This window comes from Kitasatospora sp. GP30 (assembly GCF_029892145.1).
Lineage (GTDB): Bacteria > Actinomycetota > Actinomycetes > Streptomycetales > Streptomycetaceae > Kitasatospora > Kitasatospora acidiphila.
Map to the genome: position 1 here is coordinate 1 of NZ_JARZAH010000070.1, position 16896 is coordinate 16896.

General features: G+C 72.9%; 17 protein-coding genes and 1 pseudogene. 7 read left to right on the plus strand and 11 right to left on the minus strand.

The window, feature by feature from the left end; all coding sequences use genetic code 11:
• Positions 1-128: 128 nt before the first annotated feature.
• From P3T35_RS39355 to P3T35_RS39365, 3 genes are all read right to left on the minus strand, one after another.
• Positions 129-503, minus strand: a complete 375-nt coding sequence (locus P3T35_RS39355) for a hypothetical protein (RefSeq protein ID WP_101383544.1) — start codon at positions 501-503, stop codon at positions 129-131.
• Positions 504-639: 136 nt separating this feature from the next.
• A complete protein-coding gene (locus P3T35_RS39360; protein WP_101383545.1) occupies positions 640-1713 on the minus strand; it encodes an FAD-dependent oxidoreductase in 1074 nt (357 codons plus the stop codon).
• A 45-nt stretch (positions 1714-1758) separates the two neighbouring features.
• Positions 1759-2130, minus strand: a complete 372-nt coding sequence (locus P3T35_RS39365; RefSeq protein WP_101383546.1) for a YbjQ family protein — start codon at positions 2128-2130, stop codon at positions 1759-1761.
• Between the two features lie 205 nt (positions 2131-2335).
• On the opposite strand from P3T35_RS39365, the gene P3T35_RS39370 reads away from it, so the two are divergent.
• From P3T35_RS39370 to P3T35_RS39380, 3 genes are all read left to right on the plus strand, one after another.
• Positions 2336-3268, plus strand: coding sequence for a hypothetical protein (locus P3T35_RS39370; RefSeq protein ID WP_143676981.1), 933 nt, complete (start codon positions 2336-2338; stop codon positions 3266-3268).
• 65 nt (positions 3269-3333) lie between these two features.
• Entirely contained in the window at positions 3334-4032 is a 699-nt protein-coding gene (locus tag P3T35_RS39375) for an aminoacyl-tRNA hydrolase (RefSeq protein WP_101383548.1), read from the plus strand.
• A gap of 248 nt (positions 4033-4280) precedes the next feature.
• On the plus strand, positions 4281-4985 hold the full coding sequence (locus P3T35_RS39380) for a DsbA family protein (RefSeq protein ID WP_101383549.1): 705 nt from the start codon (positions 4281-4283) through the stop codon (positions 4983-4985).
• Positions 4986-4989: 4 nt separating this feature from the next.
• On the opposite strand, the gene P3T35_RS39385 is transcribed toward P3T35_RS39380, so the two are convergent.
• The 3 genes from P3T35_RS39385 to P3T35_RS39395 are packed head-to-tail and all read right to left on the minus strand — an operon-like array spanning position 4990 to position 7015.
• Complete coding sequence (locus P3T35_RS39385) at positions 4990-5424, minus strand: hypothetical protein (protein ID WP_101383550.1); 435 nt, start codon at positions 5422-5424, stop codon at positions 4990-4992.
• A 2-nt stretch (positions 5425-5426) separates the two neighbouring features.
• The gene (locus P3T35_RS39390) at positions 5427-6704 is read right to left on the minus strand and encodes an amidase domain-containing protein (RefSeq protein ID WP_101383551.1); all 1278 of its coding nucleotides are present in this window, start codon (positions 6702-6704) and stop codon (positions 5427-5429) included.
• Between the two features lie 2 nt (positions 6705-6706).
• The gene (locus tag P3T35_RS39395) at positions 6707-7015 is read right to left on the minus strand and encodes a type VII secretion target (RefSeq protein WP_101383552.1); all 309 of its coding nucleotides are present in this window, start codon (positions 7013-7015) and stop codon (positions 6707-6709) included.
• 226 nt (positions 7016-7241) lie between these two features.
• Between P3T35_RS39395 and P3T35_RS39400 the strand changes: the two genes are divergently transcribed.
• On the plus strand, positions 7242-8084 hold the full coding sequence (locus P3T35_RS39400; protein WP_280709696.1) for a patatin-like phospholipase family protein: 843 nt from the start codon (positions 7242-7244) through the stop codon (positions 8082-8084).
• A 13-nt stretch (positions 8085-8097) separates the two neighbouring features.
• On the opposite strand, the gene P3T35_RS39405 is transcribed toward P3T35_RS39400, so the two are convergent.
• The 3 genes and pseudogenes from P3T35_RS39405 to modA all read right to left on the minus strand — a co-directional run.
• Positions 8098-9162: an ABC transporter ATP-binding protein gene (locus P3T35_RS39405; protein ID WP_101383554.1), complete on the minus strand. Its 1065-nt coding sequence runs from the start codon at positions 9160-9162 to the stop codon at positions 8098-8100.
• A complete protein-coding gene (gene modB / locus P3T35_RS39410; protein WP_101383555.1) occupies positions 9159-9965 on the minus strand; it encodes a molybdate ABC transporter permease subunit in 807 nt (268 codons plus the stop codon). The genes P3T35_RS39405 and modB overlap by 4 nt, the downstream gene beginning before the upstream one ends.
• Before the next feature lie 152 nt (positions 9966-10117).
• Positions 10118-10927: pseudogene (modA, locus tag P3T35_RS39415) on the minus strand (molybdate ABC transporter substrate-binding protein); the annotation flags it as partial.
• 352 nt (positions 10928-11279) lie between these two features.
• On the opposite strand from modA, the gene P3T35_RS39420 reads away from it, so the two are divergent.
• Together P3T35_RS39420 and P3T35_RS39425 are read left to right on the plus strand one after the other, a co-directional pair.
• Entirely contained in the window at positions 11280-12644 is a 1365-nt protein-coding gene (locus tag P3T35_RS39420; protein ID WP_101383557.1) for a diaminobutyrate--2-oxoglutarate transaminase family protein, read from the plus strand.
• 218 nt (positions 12645-12862) lie between these two features.
• Positions 12863-14383, plus strand: coding sequence for a pyridoxal-dependent decarboxylase (locus P3T35_RS39425; protein ID WP_101385454.1), 1521 nt, complete (start codon positions 12863-12865; stop codon positions 14381-14383).
• A gap of 13 nt (positions 14384-14396) precedes the next feature.
• On the opposite strand, the gene P3T35_RS39430 is transcribed toward P3T35_RS39425, so the two are convergent.
• Together P3T35_RS39430 and P3T35_RS39435 are read right to left on the minus strand one after the other, a co-directional pair.
• Positions 14397-15200 (minus strand): inositol monophosphatase, encoded by an 804-nt coding sequence (locus tag P3T35_RS39430; protein WP_180356912.1) that lies wholly within the window; start codon positions 15198-15200, stop codon positions 14397-14399.
• Positions 15201-15363: 163 nt separating this feature from the next.
• Positions 15364-15834, minus strand: a complete 471-nt coding sequence (locus P3T35_RS39435) for a MarR family transcriptional regulator (RefSeq protein ID WP_101383559.1) — start codon at positions 15832-15834, stop codon at positions 15364-15366.
• A gap of 64 nt (positions 15835-15898) precedes the next feature.
• Here P3T35_RS39435 and P3T35_RS39440 point away from each other — a divergent pair, with 64 nt between their 5' ends.
• Complete coding sequence (locus tag P3T35_RS39440) at positions 15899-16846, plus strand: NmrA/HSCARG family protein (protein WP_101383560.1); 948 nt, start codon at positions 15899-15901, stop codon at positions 16844-16846.
• Positions 16847-16896: the final 50 nt, after the last annotated feature.

Sequence of the window (16896 nt, forward strand, 5' to 3'; positions counted from 1 at the left end):
GCCCGCCCGGGCGGGGACCGGGGGCCGGTGCCAAGCCACGCCGTATCATAACGCGCGTTGCGCCGACCGGGCCCTGCTGCGGGGTCGGTTGCACCCGACCGCGCAGCTCTCCCCGGTCTGCTCCGTGGTCAGTTGGTGATGGGGCCCCAGGCGGTCTGGCCGGAACTGTGGTCGATGATCGAGACCGTCATGCTGTGGCCGGGGCCGTCGTAGTACCACGGGGACTGCGCACCGCTGAAGCGGTCGTAGACCGCGTGCTGGTTGTCCCAGACGATGAACTCGCAGTTGCCGTTGGTGCGGGTCGGGTCGATGGCTTGGAAGTCGTGGTAGCCGCCGTTGTAGTACTGCAGCTCGATCTTCTGGTAGGCGGCGCAGTTCGCCGTGGAGAAGGGGTAGCTGCCCTCGTTGGCGGCGAAGGCCGGCGAGGACATGGACAGGGCGAGCGCGGCGCCCGCGCCGAGGACGGCGACGGCGGTCCGCAGGGACGTACGGCGAGACAGCATGAAGACCTTCCCGAATGTCGGTACCCGGCACGGGTGTTGGCGGATGGTTCCGCCGGATGCGGCCGGACGGGATGACGGTCCCAGGGGGCTGAACGCGACGGCAAAGTTCCCGCACGTTTCCGTCGTTTCCGTACGCTCAGGGCAGCAGCGCCGGTTCGGGCACCCCCAGCAGCCGGACGATCCCGTTGACCGCCGCCCGGCCCGCCCGGTTGGCCCCGATGGTGCTCGCCGACGGGCCGTAGCCCACCAGGTGAACCCGGGGATCGGCGGCCGCCTGCGTCCCGGCCATCCGGATCCCGCCGCCCGGCTCGCGCAGGCCCAGCGGCGCCAGGTGGCCGACCTCGGGGCGGAACCCGGTGGCCCAGATGATCGCATCCACCGGCTCCTCGACCTCGCCCCAGGCCACCCCGCGCTCGGTGAGCCGGTCGAACATCGGCCGCCGGCCCAGCACCCCCAGCTCCTCGGCGCGGCGCAGCGCCACCGACGGGCCGAGCCCCGTCACGCTCACCACGCTGCGCACCGGCAGCCCCCGCGCCACCCTCTGCTCCACCAGCGCCACCGCCGCCCGTCCGGCCTCCGGGGTGAACGGGCCCTCCCTGAACTCGGGTTGACGCCGCGTCACCCAGATCGTCTCCGCCACCTCGCCCAGTTCGGAGAGCAGCTGGATCGCCGACGCCCCGCCGCCGACCACCACCACGCGCTTCCCCGCGAACTCCGCCGGCCCCCGGTAGTCGGCGTAGTGCAGCTGCCGTCCGGCGAAGTGCCCGGGGTAGTGCGGCAGGAAAGGCCGCGTCCAGGTACCGGTGGCGTTGATCAGCGCCCGGGTCGCCCAGCGGCCGGCCGTGGACTCCACCAGCAGCCGTTCGCCCGAGTCCCGGACCGCCGTCACCCGCGCCGGCCGTACCACCGGCAGCGCCTGCCGGGCCTCGTAGGCGGCGAAGTACCCCGGCACCACCTCGCGCGCCGGTGCGGTCGGGTCGGGCGCCGGGAGCTCGAAGTCGGGCAGGTCGTGGAACCCGTTCACCGTGGCCATCCGCAGTGACGGCGAGCGGTGCGCCCAGGCACCGCCCGGTGCTCGGTCCGCGTCCAGCACCACGAAGTCGCGGTACGGAGCGAAGCCGCGCCGGCGCAGGTGGTAGGCGGCCGACAGCCCGGCCTGTCCCGCGCCGATCACGACGACGTCGACGTTGGTTGCAGGATCAACAGTCACGCCGATGAAACATCACGGGTGCGACCGCTTGTTCCGGCCGCCGGCTCAGGACACCGGGCTGATCACCACCGCCGTGCCGTAGGCGCAGATCTCGGTTCCGAGGTCGGCGGCCTCGGTGACATCGAACCGCATCGCCAGCACGGCGTTCCCGCCGCGCGCCCGCACCTGTTCCACCAAGCGCTCCATGGCCTGGTTGCGACTCTCCACCAGGGTCTTGGTCAGGCCCTTCAGCTCCCCGCCCAGCATCGACTTGAACGAGGCCCCGATCTGGGTTCCCAGATGCCGACTGCGCACGGTGAGCCCGAAAACCTCTCCGATCACCCGGTCCACCCGGCACCCCGGCACGTCATTCGTGGTCACCACGAGCACATCCGAGTCGGCCGGAGCGCCGCCGCCGTAGTCTTCGAGATTCGTCATCCCGTCATCCTGCGCCGGGATCCGCCCGAACACAGGCAAACGCGCCGGAAAGCTCCGGCGGCACCCGGCGGCCCGGGGCCGGCCGCAGTTGAGCGGGCGCGCAAATGCCCAGGTAAGGCCCTTGATCCCGGACACATCCGGATCCAAGGGGCCGGGTTCGGCTTAGCCGATGGACACGGCTGCCACTTCTTGTCAACCTTGTCGCATGGGCGAGCGTAGTGATCATCCGCAGGGGTCGGGCGCAACGGACAATCCGGGTGCGTTGGAGATCGAGGCGACCGTGGTGCTCGGGATCCGGGTGACCGACTGGCCGGCGCTGCGGGCTGCGGCGATGGCGGCGGTGGAGGAGCTGGAGTTCACCGGGATCGACGCCGCGACCCAGCGCATGGAGCTGCTACGCGAGGTGCAGGAGGATCCGCACGCCGCGCTGGGCGCACTGCTGCACCCGGACCGGTTGATCGGTGCGGTGCCCGGCATCGAGGCGCTCGGCGGCACCCTGGAGCTGAGTGCCACCGAGGACTTCGCGCCCGACTTCGCCGAGCTCTTCCCGCTGGACGGCGACGACGACGGGGCCGGCGACTGGACCCTCACCCCGCGCACCGCCTGCCTGCTGCACACCCAGCTGCTGGCGCTGGGCGATGCCGCCTACGACGACCTCGACGAGCACGGCGACGAGCCGGTGCTCGACGGCGAGGAGCAGGACTGGGCGGTGTTCGCCCGGCTGCCGCAGGTGAGTTGGCGGATGCACCGGTCCTGGCGGCGGGCGATGGCCCGGGCCTTCGACGACCTGGCCGAGGACCTCGGGCTCGGCGAGTGGCCGCTGCCCCGCTGCCCCGGGGAGGAGTTGGCGCTCCGGCTGGCCCTGGCCGACGCCCGGGGACTGCTCTCCTCCCAGCCGCAGGCGGTGGCCGACCTGATGGGCGTGCTGCCCGCCGACCTCTACGACTACGACTGGGAGGGGTGCATCGACGAGCTGCTCGGGGTCTACGACATGGCCGGCCAGGACCGGGACCAGGACCGGGACGAGGACAGCTCCGCCCGCCTGGAACACCTGCTGGACGTGACCCATCCCGAGGGCTGGTTCCTCACCTATGACGAGGCCGAGGACCGCGAGCCGGGCCGTGGCTATCGACGGTGAGCCGTGGCGATCGACGGTGAACCGACGACCGGCCGGCCGCAGGCAGCCGACGGTACTCTGTCCGGGTGACCTCCCCCTTCACCTCCGACCCGACCGACCGCGACGCCAAGCAGCAGTTCGTGCTGCCGCTGGTGGTCCACCTGGAGAAGACCGCCCCGCCGGACCGCACCGACGCACTGCAGACCTCGGCCCGTGCCGTGCTCACCCTGCTCGCCGACCCGCGGTCCAGCGGCGACGGTGAGTGGGCCGAGGCGGTGTACGCCTGGGAGGACGCCCGGATCCGCAAGGTGGTCCGGCGGGCCCGTGGCGGCGAGTGGCGCAAGACCGCCGAGCTGCCGGGCATCACGGTCACGGGCGAGACGGCCGAGGTGCGGGTCTTCCCGCCGGTCCCGCTGGACGGCTGGCCCAAGGAGCTGGCCAAGCTCCAGGTGTCGGGCACCGAGCTGAGCGATCCGGAGTCCTTCGTCCCCGCGCCCCCGGCACCGGAGCTGCCGGTGCTCTGGCTCAACCCCGAGCTGGAGATGAGCGCGGGCAAGACCATGGCGCAGACCGGCCACGCCGCCCAACTCGCCTGGTGGCGGCTGGACTACGGGCAGCGCAAGGAGTGGCAGGAGGCTGGCTTCGCGCTGGCGGTCCGCACGGCCGCCCCGGACCGCTGGGCCGAGCTGACGGTCAGTGGGCTTCCGGTGGTCCGGGACGCCGGCTTCACGGAGATCGCTCCCGGCTCGTGCACGGTGGTGGCGGACCACCCGGCGCTGCGCTGACCGCCCCTTCGGCGCGGTGAGCGAGGCGGGCGCGGCGGTTCGCCGCGGACCTGGTCGAGGCGGTGCTGCGCTGACCACCCGGCCACCCTCCTCGACCGGCGCGAACAGACGCGACGACGCGACGTAGAACAACTGATCAGCGCGCCAACCCGGTTGTTCACTGGCACCAGGCGTCCGGGGTTCTCCAGAATCGGAGGTCAGTCCGCTGTCTCTCCAGCGGTCCCGCCACCCCGACTCCCGGAGGATCCATGACGGACCCGCGGTTGCCCGCCACGCCCGACACCATCGCCGTCTACGCCGACCTCAACTGCGCGTTCGCCCACGTGGGGGTGTACCGGCTGCACCAGACCCGGCGGCGGCTCGGACTGGAGGGGAAGATCTGGTTCGATCTCCGGTGCTTCCCACTGGAGTTGTTCAACAAGCGGGTCAACTACCGCCCCGGGGTGGACTCGGAGAACGCGGTGCTCAGCGCGGTGGAGCCGGACGCCGGCTGGCGGCTCTGGCAGGGGCCGGACTGGACCTACCCGGTCACCACGCTGCCCGCCCTGGAGGCGGTGCAGGCGGCCAAGTCGCAGAGCTGGCACGCCAGTGAGCAGCTGGACCGGGCGCTGCGGCTGGCCTTCTGGGCACAGGGGCGGTGCATATCGCTGCGCCATGTGATCCTGGAGGTCGCTGAGGAGACGGGTGCGGTGGACGTGGACCGGCTGGCGGTCGCCCTGGACACCGGGTTCGCGCGGTCCATGGTGATGGAGCAGTTCCACAGCGCCGAGAACGGCCGGGTTACCTGCAGCCCGCACCTCTTCCTCGCCGACGGCAGCAACCTGGCCAACCCGGGCATGGCCCTGCACTGGGTCAACGGCGGGTTCGGCACCGGCGCCCCGGTGATCGACAAGGACGACCCCGCCGTCTACGAGGAGTTCCTCGGCCGGGCCGCCGCGCTGCTGGAGTCCTGAGGGATCACATCCCACCGCAGTTGAACGGGTCGTAGGTGGCCGGCCGCAGTTCGCCGATCAAGGCGAGCACGTCTACGGCGAGCAGCAGACCGAGCACCGCCCCCAGCACCACGGCGATGGCGACAGCGGGACCGCGACCGCTGCCGCCGCCCGCCGTCCGGCGCCCGCCGAGCAGGCCGCCGACCAGCATCACCAAGCCGCCGAGGGTGAGCACCAGGGCGGCGCCGCCGGCCACGTACGCGAGCGCCGGCACCGCGCCCTGGTGGTGGCAGTGCCGGGTCGGCTCCACCACCGAGTGGTCGAACGCCCAGCCGTTCAGGGCCTGGCAGAGCCCCGCGCCGACCGCCAGGGCCACGGTGGCGCCGATGCGCCGGCCGCCTCCTCGGTTCGGGCGGTCGGCGGACGCTCCGGCGAGCCGGGCGGATGAGTTGATGGTCACGTTCAGTACCAGTTCGGTTGGGGGCGGACGAATTGGTAGTTCTGCTGGCCCTCTTGCTCCTGCTCGTAGTGGGAGCGCCCGTCCAGGCTGACGTTGAGCCGCGAGTCGGTGTGCTGGGTGTAGCGGATGTCGCCGTCCGGAGTCACCGCCGTGACGATGGCGGTGTGGTGGACGTTGCCCTGGGTCAGGTCCGAATCCTGGTTGTTGTCCTGCTGCAGGAACATGATGTCGCCGGGTTTGACCTGATCGCGCGGCACTTGCGCACCGCCGTTGTTCAGCAGGAAGTCGTGCAGGTCCTGGGCGGAGCTCCAGCTGTTGGTGTGCTCCTGGCCGGCGATGGAGCTCCAGCCGAAGTCCCACCCCCACTCGCCGAGGGTGCTCTGGCCCCAGCCGTTGTCGTCGTAGGTGTTCCAGCCCTTGTACTGCATACCGGCTTCGTGCAGCGCGTTGGAGGTGAAGTTGGTGCAGTTGTTCTCGCCGCTGACGTCGCCGTGGCCGTCGTTCCAATGGTCCGTCGCGTATTGGACGAACGCCATCCGGTCGTACTTGCCGTCGGTGCCCCGCATCTGGTTCTTGACGTCGTCGGGGATGCCGGGCAGGTTGACGATCGTCAGCGGCGCCGCGTTCATGAACTGCTGCTGCTCGGTGGGGGACAGACCCGCCCACCAGGCGGCCACCAGCTGGGGGTTCTTGCCGTCGGGGATGTCACCCGCGTAGCTGGCGAGCTCCACTTGCGAGGCGCCCGCCTGGATCACGTCCAGCTCCTGGCTCTGATCCTTGGTCACCACGCCTGTGTCGCCGGCCAGCTGGTCCAGTTCGGCGGCCACCCGGTGGTCGGCCTGGTCAGCCTCCCGGAAGGCCTCGCTGAGCATCTGGTTGACCTGGTTGATCTGGTCCTGGTTGCCCGGCGTGCTGCCGTCGTCGGCCACCTGGACGCAGCCCTGCACCAGGTCGACCTGGAGGTTGTAGCTGGTCGCCAGGGCGAGGGCGTTGTTCAGGGTGGTCTGCGCGTACTCCAGGCTGTGCGAGAAGCCGTCCAGCACCATCACCACGCCGCGCATGATGTCGGCGGCGGAGTCCAGGGCGCTGGCCTGCTCGGTGATCTTCGCCGCGGCGGTCTGGCCGACCGCGTCGGTCCAGTTCTTGGCGAGCGGCCCGATGCCCTGGGCGTGCAGGTCGTCCACCGCGGCGGTGGCCTGGTTGACGGCGGCCAGCCAGCCGTCGGCGGCCTTCTTCCAGGCTGACGGGTCGGCCTGCTGCAGATCGGCGAGGAAGCGCATCGTCAGCTCCCGTTCAGCGCGGTGAACGCCTGCTGGAGGCGGTTCATGGCCTCGGTGTTGGCCGCGTCGTAGGAGTCGGCGGACTGCTTCAGCTGGTCGGCGTACTGCTGCAGTTGGCCGGTCAGATCGTTCAGGCGGCCCTGCCAGGCGGTGGCGCAGCGGGTCACCGCACCCGCCGTCTCCCAGCTGAAGTTGGTCGCCGCCACCGTGCGGCTGTCGTCCAACTGGTGGCCGCCGGTCTGGCCCGCGGCGTCCTGGATCGCGGTGGCCGAGGCCCGCACGTTGTCCGGATGGATGCTGATGTTGTACATGTTTCCCCCGTTTCCCCGTTTCCTTTGCGAGGTTCGCATGGCCCGGTCCGAACGACCGTCAGGCACGCGTGACCAAATTATTGGGCCGGCAGGAGAACGGGACCAGGTCGGTGTTGTCACAACCCGCCAACAGTCTCGGTGACCTGGCCTGGTAGCCGATCCAGCGGGAATGGATCACTGGTCGGCGGTGCTGATCAAGGCGAACCGAAGGGCACAGCCGAGGGGAGTGGGTCGTTCGTCGACGAGGGCGCTGGTGCTGGGTGGTGGCGGGGTCGCCGGTATCGCCTGGCTGAACGGGGTCGTCGCGGGCCTGGCCGACCAGGAGCTGGACGTTCGCGAGGCCGACCAGGTGATCGGCACCTCGGCCGGTTCGGCGGTCGGGGCGCAGCTGCTGAGCGGGCTCCCGTACCAGGACCTGTTCGACCGTCAGGTCCGGCCGGAGCTGCAGAGCCAGGAGCTCGCCCCGGTCGGCATGACCACAGCCGAGCTGTTCGCGTTCTGGGAGGCGCTCCTGGCCGAGGTGTCCGATCCGGCGGAAATCCGCCGCCGGGCCGGCGAGTTGGCCCGCACCGCCGAGACGGTCGCGCCGGCCGAGCGGCTGGCGGTGATCGAGAGCCGGCTGCCGGTGCACGACTGGCCGCAGCACCCGTTCACCGTGGTGGCGGTGGACGCGGTGACCGGCGACTACCGGCTCTTCGACCGGACCAGCGGGGTGCCGCTGGTGACGGCGGTCGCCGCGAGCTGCGCGATCCCGGGGATCTGGCCGACGGTGGAGATCGACGGGGTGCCGTACCTGGACGGCGGTGTGTCGTCGATCAGCAACACCCGCCTGGCCGCCGGGTCCGACCGGGTGCTGGTGCTCGCGCCGATGCCCGACGCGTTCCTCGATCAGGAGGTCGCCGGGCTGACCGGGGCCGGAGCCCGCGTCGAGGTGGTCACGCCCAGCGAGACCGCCCTCGCCGCATTCGGCACCGACCCGCTCGCTGCCGCCACCCGCGCGCCCGCCGCCGACGCGGGCCGGGCCCAGGGCCGGGAACTGGCCGACGGGCTGCGCGGGTTCTGGGCTTGAGTGCTCTGGACGACTATGCCGGGTAGGCGCGGGTCTGGGCTGCCTTGACGGTGGCCCAGACCGTGCTGCCCGGGGCCAGGTCGAGTTCGTGCACGGCGCCGGGCGTGAGGTCGGCGGCCAGCTCCAGCGGACCGGCCAACTCGACCCGCACCTGGTCGCCGTGCAGATCCAGCCCCTGGACGGTCAGCTCCCAGCAGTTACGGGCGCTGCTGTCCGGGCGCTCGCGGTGCAGGGTGACGGCGGCGGGCGGAAAGGCCGCGAACGCGGGGCCGGACAGCTCGTCGGCCGTGGTCAGCGCCACGCCGCCGGGCAGCGTCAGCCGGTGCCCGGCGGCCACGCCCTGGTAGAGGTTCAGCCCCACCAGCCGCGCGATGTAGTCGGTGCGCGGATGCCGGGCCACCTGCTCCGGGGTGCCGGACTGCACCTCGCGCCCGTCCTCGATCACCACCAGCCGGTCCGCCAACACCATGGCGTCCAGCGGGTCGTGCGTCACCAGGACCGCCACCGCCTCGAACGCGGCCAGGTGGCGCCGCAGTTGCGACCGCACCTCCAGCCGGGTCCGCACGTCCAGCGCGGCCAGCGGCTCGTCGAGCAGCAGCAGTCGGGGCCGCACCGCCAGCGCCCGGCCGAGCGCGACCCGCTGCGCCTGGCCGCCGGAGAGGCGCCGGGGCTTGGCGTCGGCATGGTCCGCGAGTCCGAGCCGCGCCAGCCACTCGGCGGCCTCGGCCCGGGCGGCGGCCTTCGATCGGCCCTGGCAGCGCAGTCCGAAGGCGACGTTGTCCAGGGCGCTGAGGTGCGGAAAGAGCAGGTAGTCCTGGAAGACCACGCCCACCGGCCGCCGCTCGGGGGGCACCTGGAGCTTGGCGGCCGGATCGGCGAGCACCACGTCGTCCAGCGCCAGCCGGCCGCCGTCGAGGGGGAGCAGACCGGCCAGGGCACGCAAGGCGGTCGACTTGCCGGCGCCGTTCGGTCCGAGCAGGGCGACGACCTCACCGGGTGCCGCTTGCAGCGTCAAGTCCAGCGTGAAGCCGGGCCGTTCGACGCGCAGCCGGGCGTCCAGGGCGATCGGCCCGGTCATGCCTGCCCTCCCGCGCTCATCCAGCGGCCGCGCAGCCCGGCCAGCACCGCGACCGAGACGGCCAGCAGCACGAGGCTCAGGGCGATCGCCGCCTCGGGGTCGTTCTCCATCGCCAGGTAGACCGCCAGGGGCATGGTCTGGGTGCGGCCGGGGAAGTTGCCGGCGAAGGTGATCGTCGCACCGAACTCGCCGAGGGCGCGCGCCCAGGCCAGTACCGCGCCGGCGGCCACCCCGGGGGCGATCAGCGGCAGGGTCACCCGGCGGAACGCCGTCAGCCGGGAGGCGCCCAGCGTCGCGGCGGCCTCCTCGTAGCGGGGGTCGGCGGCCCGCAGCGCCCCCTCCACGCTGATCACCAGGAACGGCATCGCCACGAAGGCCTCCGCCACCACCACGCCCGGGGTGGTGAACGGCAGGGTGAAGCCGAAGGCGGAGTCCAGCCAGCGCCCGACGATCCCGTTGCGTCCCAGGACCAGCAGCAGCGCGACACCACCGACCACGGGCGGCAGCACCAGCGGCACGGTCACCAGCGCCCGCACCAGCCGCCGGCCCGGAAACTCCGTGCGGGCCAGCAGCCAGGCCAGCGGCACCCCGAGCAGCAGGCAGACGGCGGTGGCGCTGGTGGCGCAGATCAGTGAGAGCTTGAGCGCCTCCCAGACGTCGGCGCTGGTGAGCTGTCGGGGCAGCGCCCGCCAGGGTGCGCGGATCAGCAGCCCGGCCAGCGGCAGCACCAGGAAGACCAGCCCGAGCAGTGCCGGCAGCAGCAGCGCGACCGGGACCCGGCTCCGGGAGGCGCGCGGGCTCACGAAGCAGTGGCGCCGGTCGACGGGGCGGCGGACGCGCTACCCGACGCGCCGCTCGACGAGGCAGCGGACGCGCTACCCGACGTGCCGCTCGACGGGGCGGCGGACGCGCTACCCGAGGCACCGGTCGAGGGGGCGGCGGAACCGCCGGCGGTCGGCGACTGGAATCCGGCGGCGGTCAGCACCTGCTGCCCCTCGGCCGACTCCACGAAGGCCACGAAGGCCTTGGCCGCGGCCGGGTTGGGCGCCTTGGCCAGGTCGGCGATCGGGTAGTCGTTCACGGCCTTGGCCGCCTCGGGGAAGTCCACACCGTCGATCTTGGCCGCGTCGGCCTGCACATCGGTGTGGTAGACGACCGACGCGTCCACCTCACCGAGCTCGACCTTGTGCAGCGCGCTCTTGACGTCCTGCTCCTGGGTGACCGGGGTCAGGCTGACGTTGCCCGCCTTGAGCGCGGTCAGCGCGGCCGCGCCGCACGGCACCTGGGGAGCGCAGAGGGCGACCTTGACCCCGGGGGCGGCCAAGTCCTTGAGCGCGGCGATGTGCTTCGGGTTGCCCTTGGGGACGGCGATCTCCAGGGTGTTGCGGACGAACACCTTGGGGTCGGAGGCGGTGTCCTTGGCGTCGCTGACGGTCTTCATGGTGGCCGGCGAGGCGGCGGCGAAGACGTCCGCCGGGGCTCCCTGGACGATGTTCTGGGCCAGCGTCGAGCTGCCGTTGAAGTTGAACGTCACCTTGGTGCCGGGGTGGGCGGCCTCGAACTTCTTGCCGAGGTCGGTGAACGTGCCCTGCAGCGAGGCGGCGGCGAAGACGGTGACCGTGCCGGAGAGGGCGGGCGAGGCGCCGGTGCTCGATGAGGATGAGGCGGTGCTGCCGGAGCCGGTGCTGCTGGAGCAGGCGGCCAGGGTGAGCGCGGCGAGTGCGGCCACAGCGGCGGTTGCGGTGCGGGTCCGGTTGGTGGTCATCAGAAGTTTCCCCTCCTGCCGGCCCGGGCGGGGCGCGGTTGTCGCATTGAATGCTCGCAAGTGCGGCCGTTAGGGCGATCATAGTGCCGCAGATGCAAGCCCCCTGTCCCCTGTGTCTTTGCACACGCGAGGCGGGCCGGGCTCACTCCATCGCTGGCGGCCACGACGATCGCCGTCCGTTTCGGTGCCCCGCCGACCTCCGCCTCCGCCGCCTCCGCCGCCGCCTCCGCCGACGTCACGGGCCGTCAGGGGTGCGGCGTGACCCGGGGGCTGGTCGCTCGTTGATCGAGACGGCGCGCGGTGGCCGACCGGGCATGAGATAAGGTTAGGCTTACCTAACTTTGGAGGTGCCGTGTCCCTCACAGCAGCGCCCACAGCCGAGCCCGCCCCGCCCGCGGAGGCGATTCTGCGGCGCCAGCGGGTTCGCGAGTCGGCCGCCCGTACCTACGCCCGCTCGTTCCCGATCGTCCCGGTGCGGGCCCACGGGATGACGGTGGAGGGCGCCGACGGCCGGCGGTACCTGGACTGCCTGGCCGGCGCCGGCACCCTGGCCCTCGGTCACAACCACCCCGTGGTGCTGGCCGCGATCCGTCGCACCCTGGACAGCGGCGCCCCACTGCACCTCCTCGACCTGGCCACGGCCGAGAAGGACGACTTCACCACCGCGCTGCTGGAGAGCCTGCCCGCGGAGTTCGCCGGCGGAGCCCGGGTGCACTTCTGCGGTCCGGCCGGCACCGACGCCGTGGAGGCGGCGCTCAAGCTGATGCAGACCGCCACCGGGCGGCGCGGCACCCTGGCCTTCACCGGCGGCTACCACGGCATGACCGCCGGCGCGCTCGCGGTCAGCGGCAACGTGGCCGTCAAGGAGCCGCTGCCGAGCGGCGGCGAGGTCACCCGCCTCCCGTTCCCGTTCCGCTACCGCTGCCCGTTCGGGCTCGGCGGCGAGGCGGGGGAGCGGGTGTCCGCGCGGTACGTCGAACGACTGCTTGACGACCCGTCAGGTGGAGTGGTCCGACCCGCTGCGATGATCGTGGAGGTGGTGCAGGGCGAGGGCGGCGCGGTGCCGGCGCCGGACGACTGGCTGCGCGAGATGCGGCGGATCACCGCCGAGCGCGGCATCCCGCTGATCGTGGACGAGGTGCAGACCGGGGTCGGCCGCACCGGCGCGATGTGGGCGGTCGAGCACAGCGGGATCACGCCGGACGCGATGGTGCTCTCCAAGGCGATCGGCGGCAGCCTGCCGCTCGCGGTGGTGGTCTACCGCGAGGAGTACGACGGCTGGCAGCCCGGCGCGCACACCGGCACCTTCCGGGGCAACACGCTGGCCATGGCCGCCGGCGCGGCGACGCTGCGCCATGTCACGGCCAACGGGCTGGCCGTGCGGGCGGCGGCGGTCGGCCGGTACCTGATGACCGAACTGACCGCCTTGCAACGGCATCTGCCGGTGATCGGCGACGTCCGGGGCCGCGGTCTGATGATCGGCGTCGAACTGGTCGACCCGAGTGCGGAACCGGACGTCTGCGGCGCGTACCCGGCCGACCCGGCGCTCGCCCGGCGGGTGCGCGAGGCCTGCCTGGCCCGCGGCCTGATCGTGGAGCTCGGCGGCCGGCACGACGCCGTGCTGCGACTGCTGCCACCGCTGACCATCACCGACGAACAGGCCCACGCCGTGCTCGACCGGCTGTCCGACGCGATCGCCGCGGCGGCCCCCCGATGACGGGCGGCGCTCGGACCGCAGCCCCCAGAGCGTCGGCTGACGGCCCGTCGGACGCTGGCGGTCTGGGTGGCTTGTCGGACCCGGCTGTTCTGGCTGGTGGTGTGGCTGACCTGTCGGACCCGGCCGCCCTGGCTAGTGGTGTGGCTGACCTGTCGGACTCGACCGCCCTGGCTGGTGGTGTGGCTGGCCCGTTGGGCCCGACCGCTCTGCCCGGCGGCATGGCTGGCCCGTTGGACCCCGCCGCCCTGGCCGGCGGTGTGGCCGGCCCGGCTGCGCTGCGCCCGTTGCTGGACACCGTGCTGACCGCGCTCGCCGCCGGTGCGGTCGAGCGCGGCGGGCCACTGCCGGCCGGGCTGCCGGGGGAGCTGGCGCAGCGGGTCAGCGGAGCGCTCAGGCCCGACGCGCCGTCAGCCGATGCGCTGGCCGACCTCACCCGCCTGCTCGCCCACGGCGCGGCCGACCCCGCCGACCCGGCCTGCGCCGCCCATCTGCACTGCCCTCCCCTGGCGGTGGCGGTGGCGGCCGACCTGGCGGTCAGCGCGCTCAATCCGTCGTTGGACTCCTGGGACCAGGCGCCGGCCGCCACCGTGCTGGAGACCGAACTGCTGGCCGAGCTGGCCGAGTTGGTCGGCTACCAGCCGCGGCAGGCGGCCGGGGTGCTCACCTCGGGCGGCACCGAGTCCACTCTCATGGCGCTGATGCTGGCCCGGGACACCGTGCTGGGCGCCGCCGGCTCCCGGCCGGAGCTGGATGGCATCGATCCGGCCCGGCGGCCCCGGCTGTTCGCCTCGCAGGCGGCGCACTACTCGGTGCAGCGTGCCGCCGCCGTGCTCGGTCTGGGGGAGCGTGCGGTGGTCGGCGTGCCGGTCGACCATGGGCAGCGCCTCGACCCGCGGGCGCTGGCCGAGGCGCTCGCCGCGAGTGTGCGGGCCGGTGAGACCCCGGTGGCCGTGGTCGCCACTGCCGGCACCACCGACACCGGCGCGATCGACCCGCTGCCCGCCTGCGCGGAGCTGGCCGCCGAGTACGGCGCCTGGCTGCACGTGGACGCGGCGTACGGCGGCGGCGCCCTGCTCTCCGATCGGCTGGCGCCGCTCCTGGCCGGCATCGACCGGGCCGACTCGGTCTCACTGGACTGGCACAAGCTCGGCTGGCAGCCGGTCGCCGCCGGGGTCTTCCTGGCTCGCCGCGTCGAGAGCTACGCCTCGCTGGCCCGCCGTGCCGCCTACCTCAATCCGGCGGACGACGAGGCAGCCGGCTACCCGAGCCTGCTCGGGCGTTCGCTGCGCACCACCCGGCGGGCCGACGCGTTCAAGATCGCGGTCACCCTGCGCACCCTGGGCCGGGCCGGCCTCGGCCGCCTGGTGGACCGCTGCCACCAGCTGGCCCGCTATGCCGCCGAACGGATCCGTGCCACTGCCGAGTTCGAGCTCCACGGGGAGCCGACCCTGACCACGGTGGTCTTCCGGGTGCGGGACGTGGGCCGGCGCAGGAGCGGGGGCCAGGACCAGGGCCGGGTTCGCGGTTGGGAACAGGACTGGGGCAACGCCGAGTTGCGGCGCCGGCTGCTGGCCACCGGCCGGGCGGTGCTGGGCCGGGCCGAACTGCCCGTCCCGGGCGCGGAGTCGGCAGCCCCGGCGGTCTGGCTGAAGCTGACCTTGCTCAATCCGCACGCCACGCAATCCCAGTTGGACCAGCTGCTCAGCGAAGTGCTGCGTACCGCACGGGAGTTGGACTGACCAGTCGGCTCCGTCAGTTGCTCAACCCGAGCAGGATCGCCCGGGTGCGCTCCCAGGTGTGCGGGTCGCAGGCCACCAGGAGCCCGTCGACGCCGCCGGGCGGGTCGGCGCGGTAGGGCGAGCCGTCCAGGCGGGCCGAGACGCCACCGGTCTCCCGGACCAGCAGGGAGCCGGGGGCGTGGTCCCAGGGGAGGGTGTGCCAGTAGAGCAGGAACTCCAACTCGCCGTCGGCGACCAGCGGGTACTCCATCCCGGCGGAGCGGCGGCCGGTGGTGAGCTGCCCGAAGGCCGGTATTCGGGTGTCGAGGCCCGGAAAGAGGCCCGGGCGGCGCAGATAGTGCTTGACCGAGCCGCGCCACTTCGCCGGATCGTCGGCGGCGGGCGGGCGGGTCAGCCGGTGTCCGTCCCGCCAGGCCCCGGCGCCCAGCTCGGCGACATAGCTGGTGCGCGTCATCGGCTGCCAGATCCAGGCGGCCACTGCCTCGCCGTCCCGGATCAGCGAGGCCATCACGGCGAAGTCGGGGCGGCCGGCGACGAAGTTGGCGGTGCCGTCGACCGGGTCGACCAGCCAGCAGGCGGGCTCGTTGTGCAGGGCCCGGGCCAGCGCGGGGTCGGCGGCCACCGCCTCCTCGCCGACCACCGGCACCGGCAGCAGCTCGCGCAGTCGGCGCGTGATGATCAGCTCGGCCTCGCGGTCGGCGACGGTCACCACGTCGCCCGGGGCCTTCTCCATCACCTCGCCGGCCGCCAGGGCGCGGAACCGCGGCTCGACGGCCTCGGCGGATGCCTCGGTGAGGATCTCCGCCACCTTCTCCATGAGCACGCGCCTACGCTCCCTTCGCTCGGTACCACTCTCCCACGGCCGCTCGGCCACGACCTGCGGCGGTCACCGGTGCGGGAGCGGTGACCGTGCCCTGGTCGGCGGTGTCGCGCGCCGTGACCGCGCCATCGTCGGCGGTGTCGCGCGCTGTGACCGTGCGCTACTCGGCAGTCCCACGCGCCGTGAGCCGGGCCACCTGACGTCGTCCCAGCTCCGTGGTCCGGCGCATGTGGCGGATCAGCAGTTCCAGCTCGGCCTCGCTGTCCTGGTCGAAGAGGGCGTCCCAGTCGACGGCCAGCTCGCGCCAGAGCGCCCCGAACCGGACCATCGCCTCCGGGACCGGCTGGACCAGGACGCGGCGCCGGTCCTGAGGGTCGCGCTCCCGAGCCACGTAGCCGGCCTTGGTCAGCCGGTCCACCAGTCTGGTGGCCGAGCCGCTGGTCAGGCCGGTCAGCTCGGCGATGCGGCCGGTGGTGACCGGGCCGCCCTCCAGGGAGAGCAGGTTGAGGCACTGGACGTCGGTCGGGTGCAGCCCGACGTGGTCGGCGACGGCCTGGTTGAACAGCACATAGGAGGCGACGTAGCGGCGGGATTCGGCGCGCAGCTCGTCCAGCAGGGCTTCACGGGTCATGGGTGGCCTCCGGGGTGCGATTAATTAGTTGCGTGACGCAGATAATCGACGCTACATTATCTGCATGACACAGGAATTCTACGACCAGTCACTCCCCGTCGCCGTGACCGGCGCCACCGGCACCCAGGGCGGTGCCGCCGTCCACGCCCTGCTGCGCGCCGGGCGCACGGTCCGGGCGCTCACCCGGGATGTCACCTCCCCGGCCGCCGCCGCGCTGCGCGAGCTCGGCGCGGACGTCGTGCGGGCCGACTTCGACGAACCCGAGTCGCTGCTCGCCGTCCTGCGCGGCGCCGGCGCGCTGTTCGCGATGTCCACGCCCGGCTTCGGACCGGGCAGCCCGGGCTGCGAGGCGGAGGTCCGCCAGGGCGTCGCGCTGCTGGACGCCGCCAAGGCCGCCGGTTCGATCCGGCACGTGGTCTTCACGTCCGCGGCCAACGCCGACCGGGCCACCGGCATCCCGCACTTCGACAGCAAGTGGCTCATCGAGCGGCACCTCGCCGGCCTCGGCCTGGCCTGGACGGTGCTCGGGCCCGGCGTCTTCATGGAGAACAACCTCACCGAGTGGGCCCTTGAGGCGCTGCGCCAGGGCGAGTTGGCCATGCCGATGCCGGTCGATGGCCCGCTCGCGATGGTCGCGGCGGCCGACATCGGCGCCATGGCCGCCCTCGCGCTGAGTGCCCCGGACCGGTTCTCCGGCCGGCGGATCGACCTCGCCTCGCAGTGGCGCACCCCCGCCCAGCTGGCCGCCGCGCTCGGTTCCGCGGCCGGTCGGCAGATCACGGCCCGTGAGGTGCCGATCGCCGTCGCCGAGGGCTACTCGCCCGACCTGGCGGCGATGTTCCGCTACTTCCAGCAGCCCGGCCTCGACGTCGATGTGCCCGCGCTGCACCGCGAGTACCCGCAGATCGCCTGGCACACCTTCGAGACCTGGGCGGCAGCCCGCCAGTGGAACCTCGACGCAACCGCAGGATGCTCCTATGGATGTCAAGCGGCTTCAGTGAGGTCGCTTTGAGTGGTTTGGTGGCTGGTGTCGGAGCGCATCGATCGCTGCAGGACGCGGTA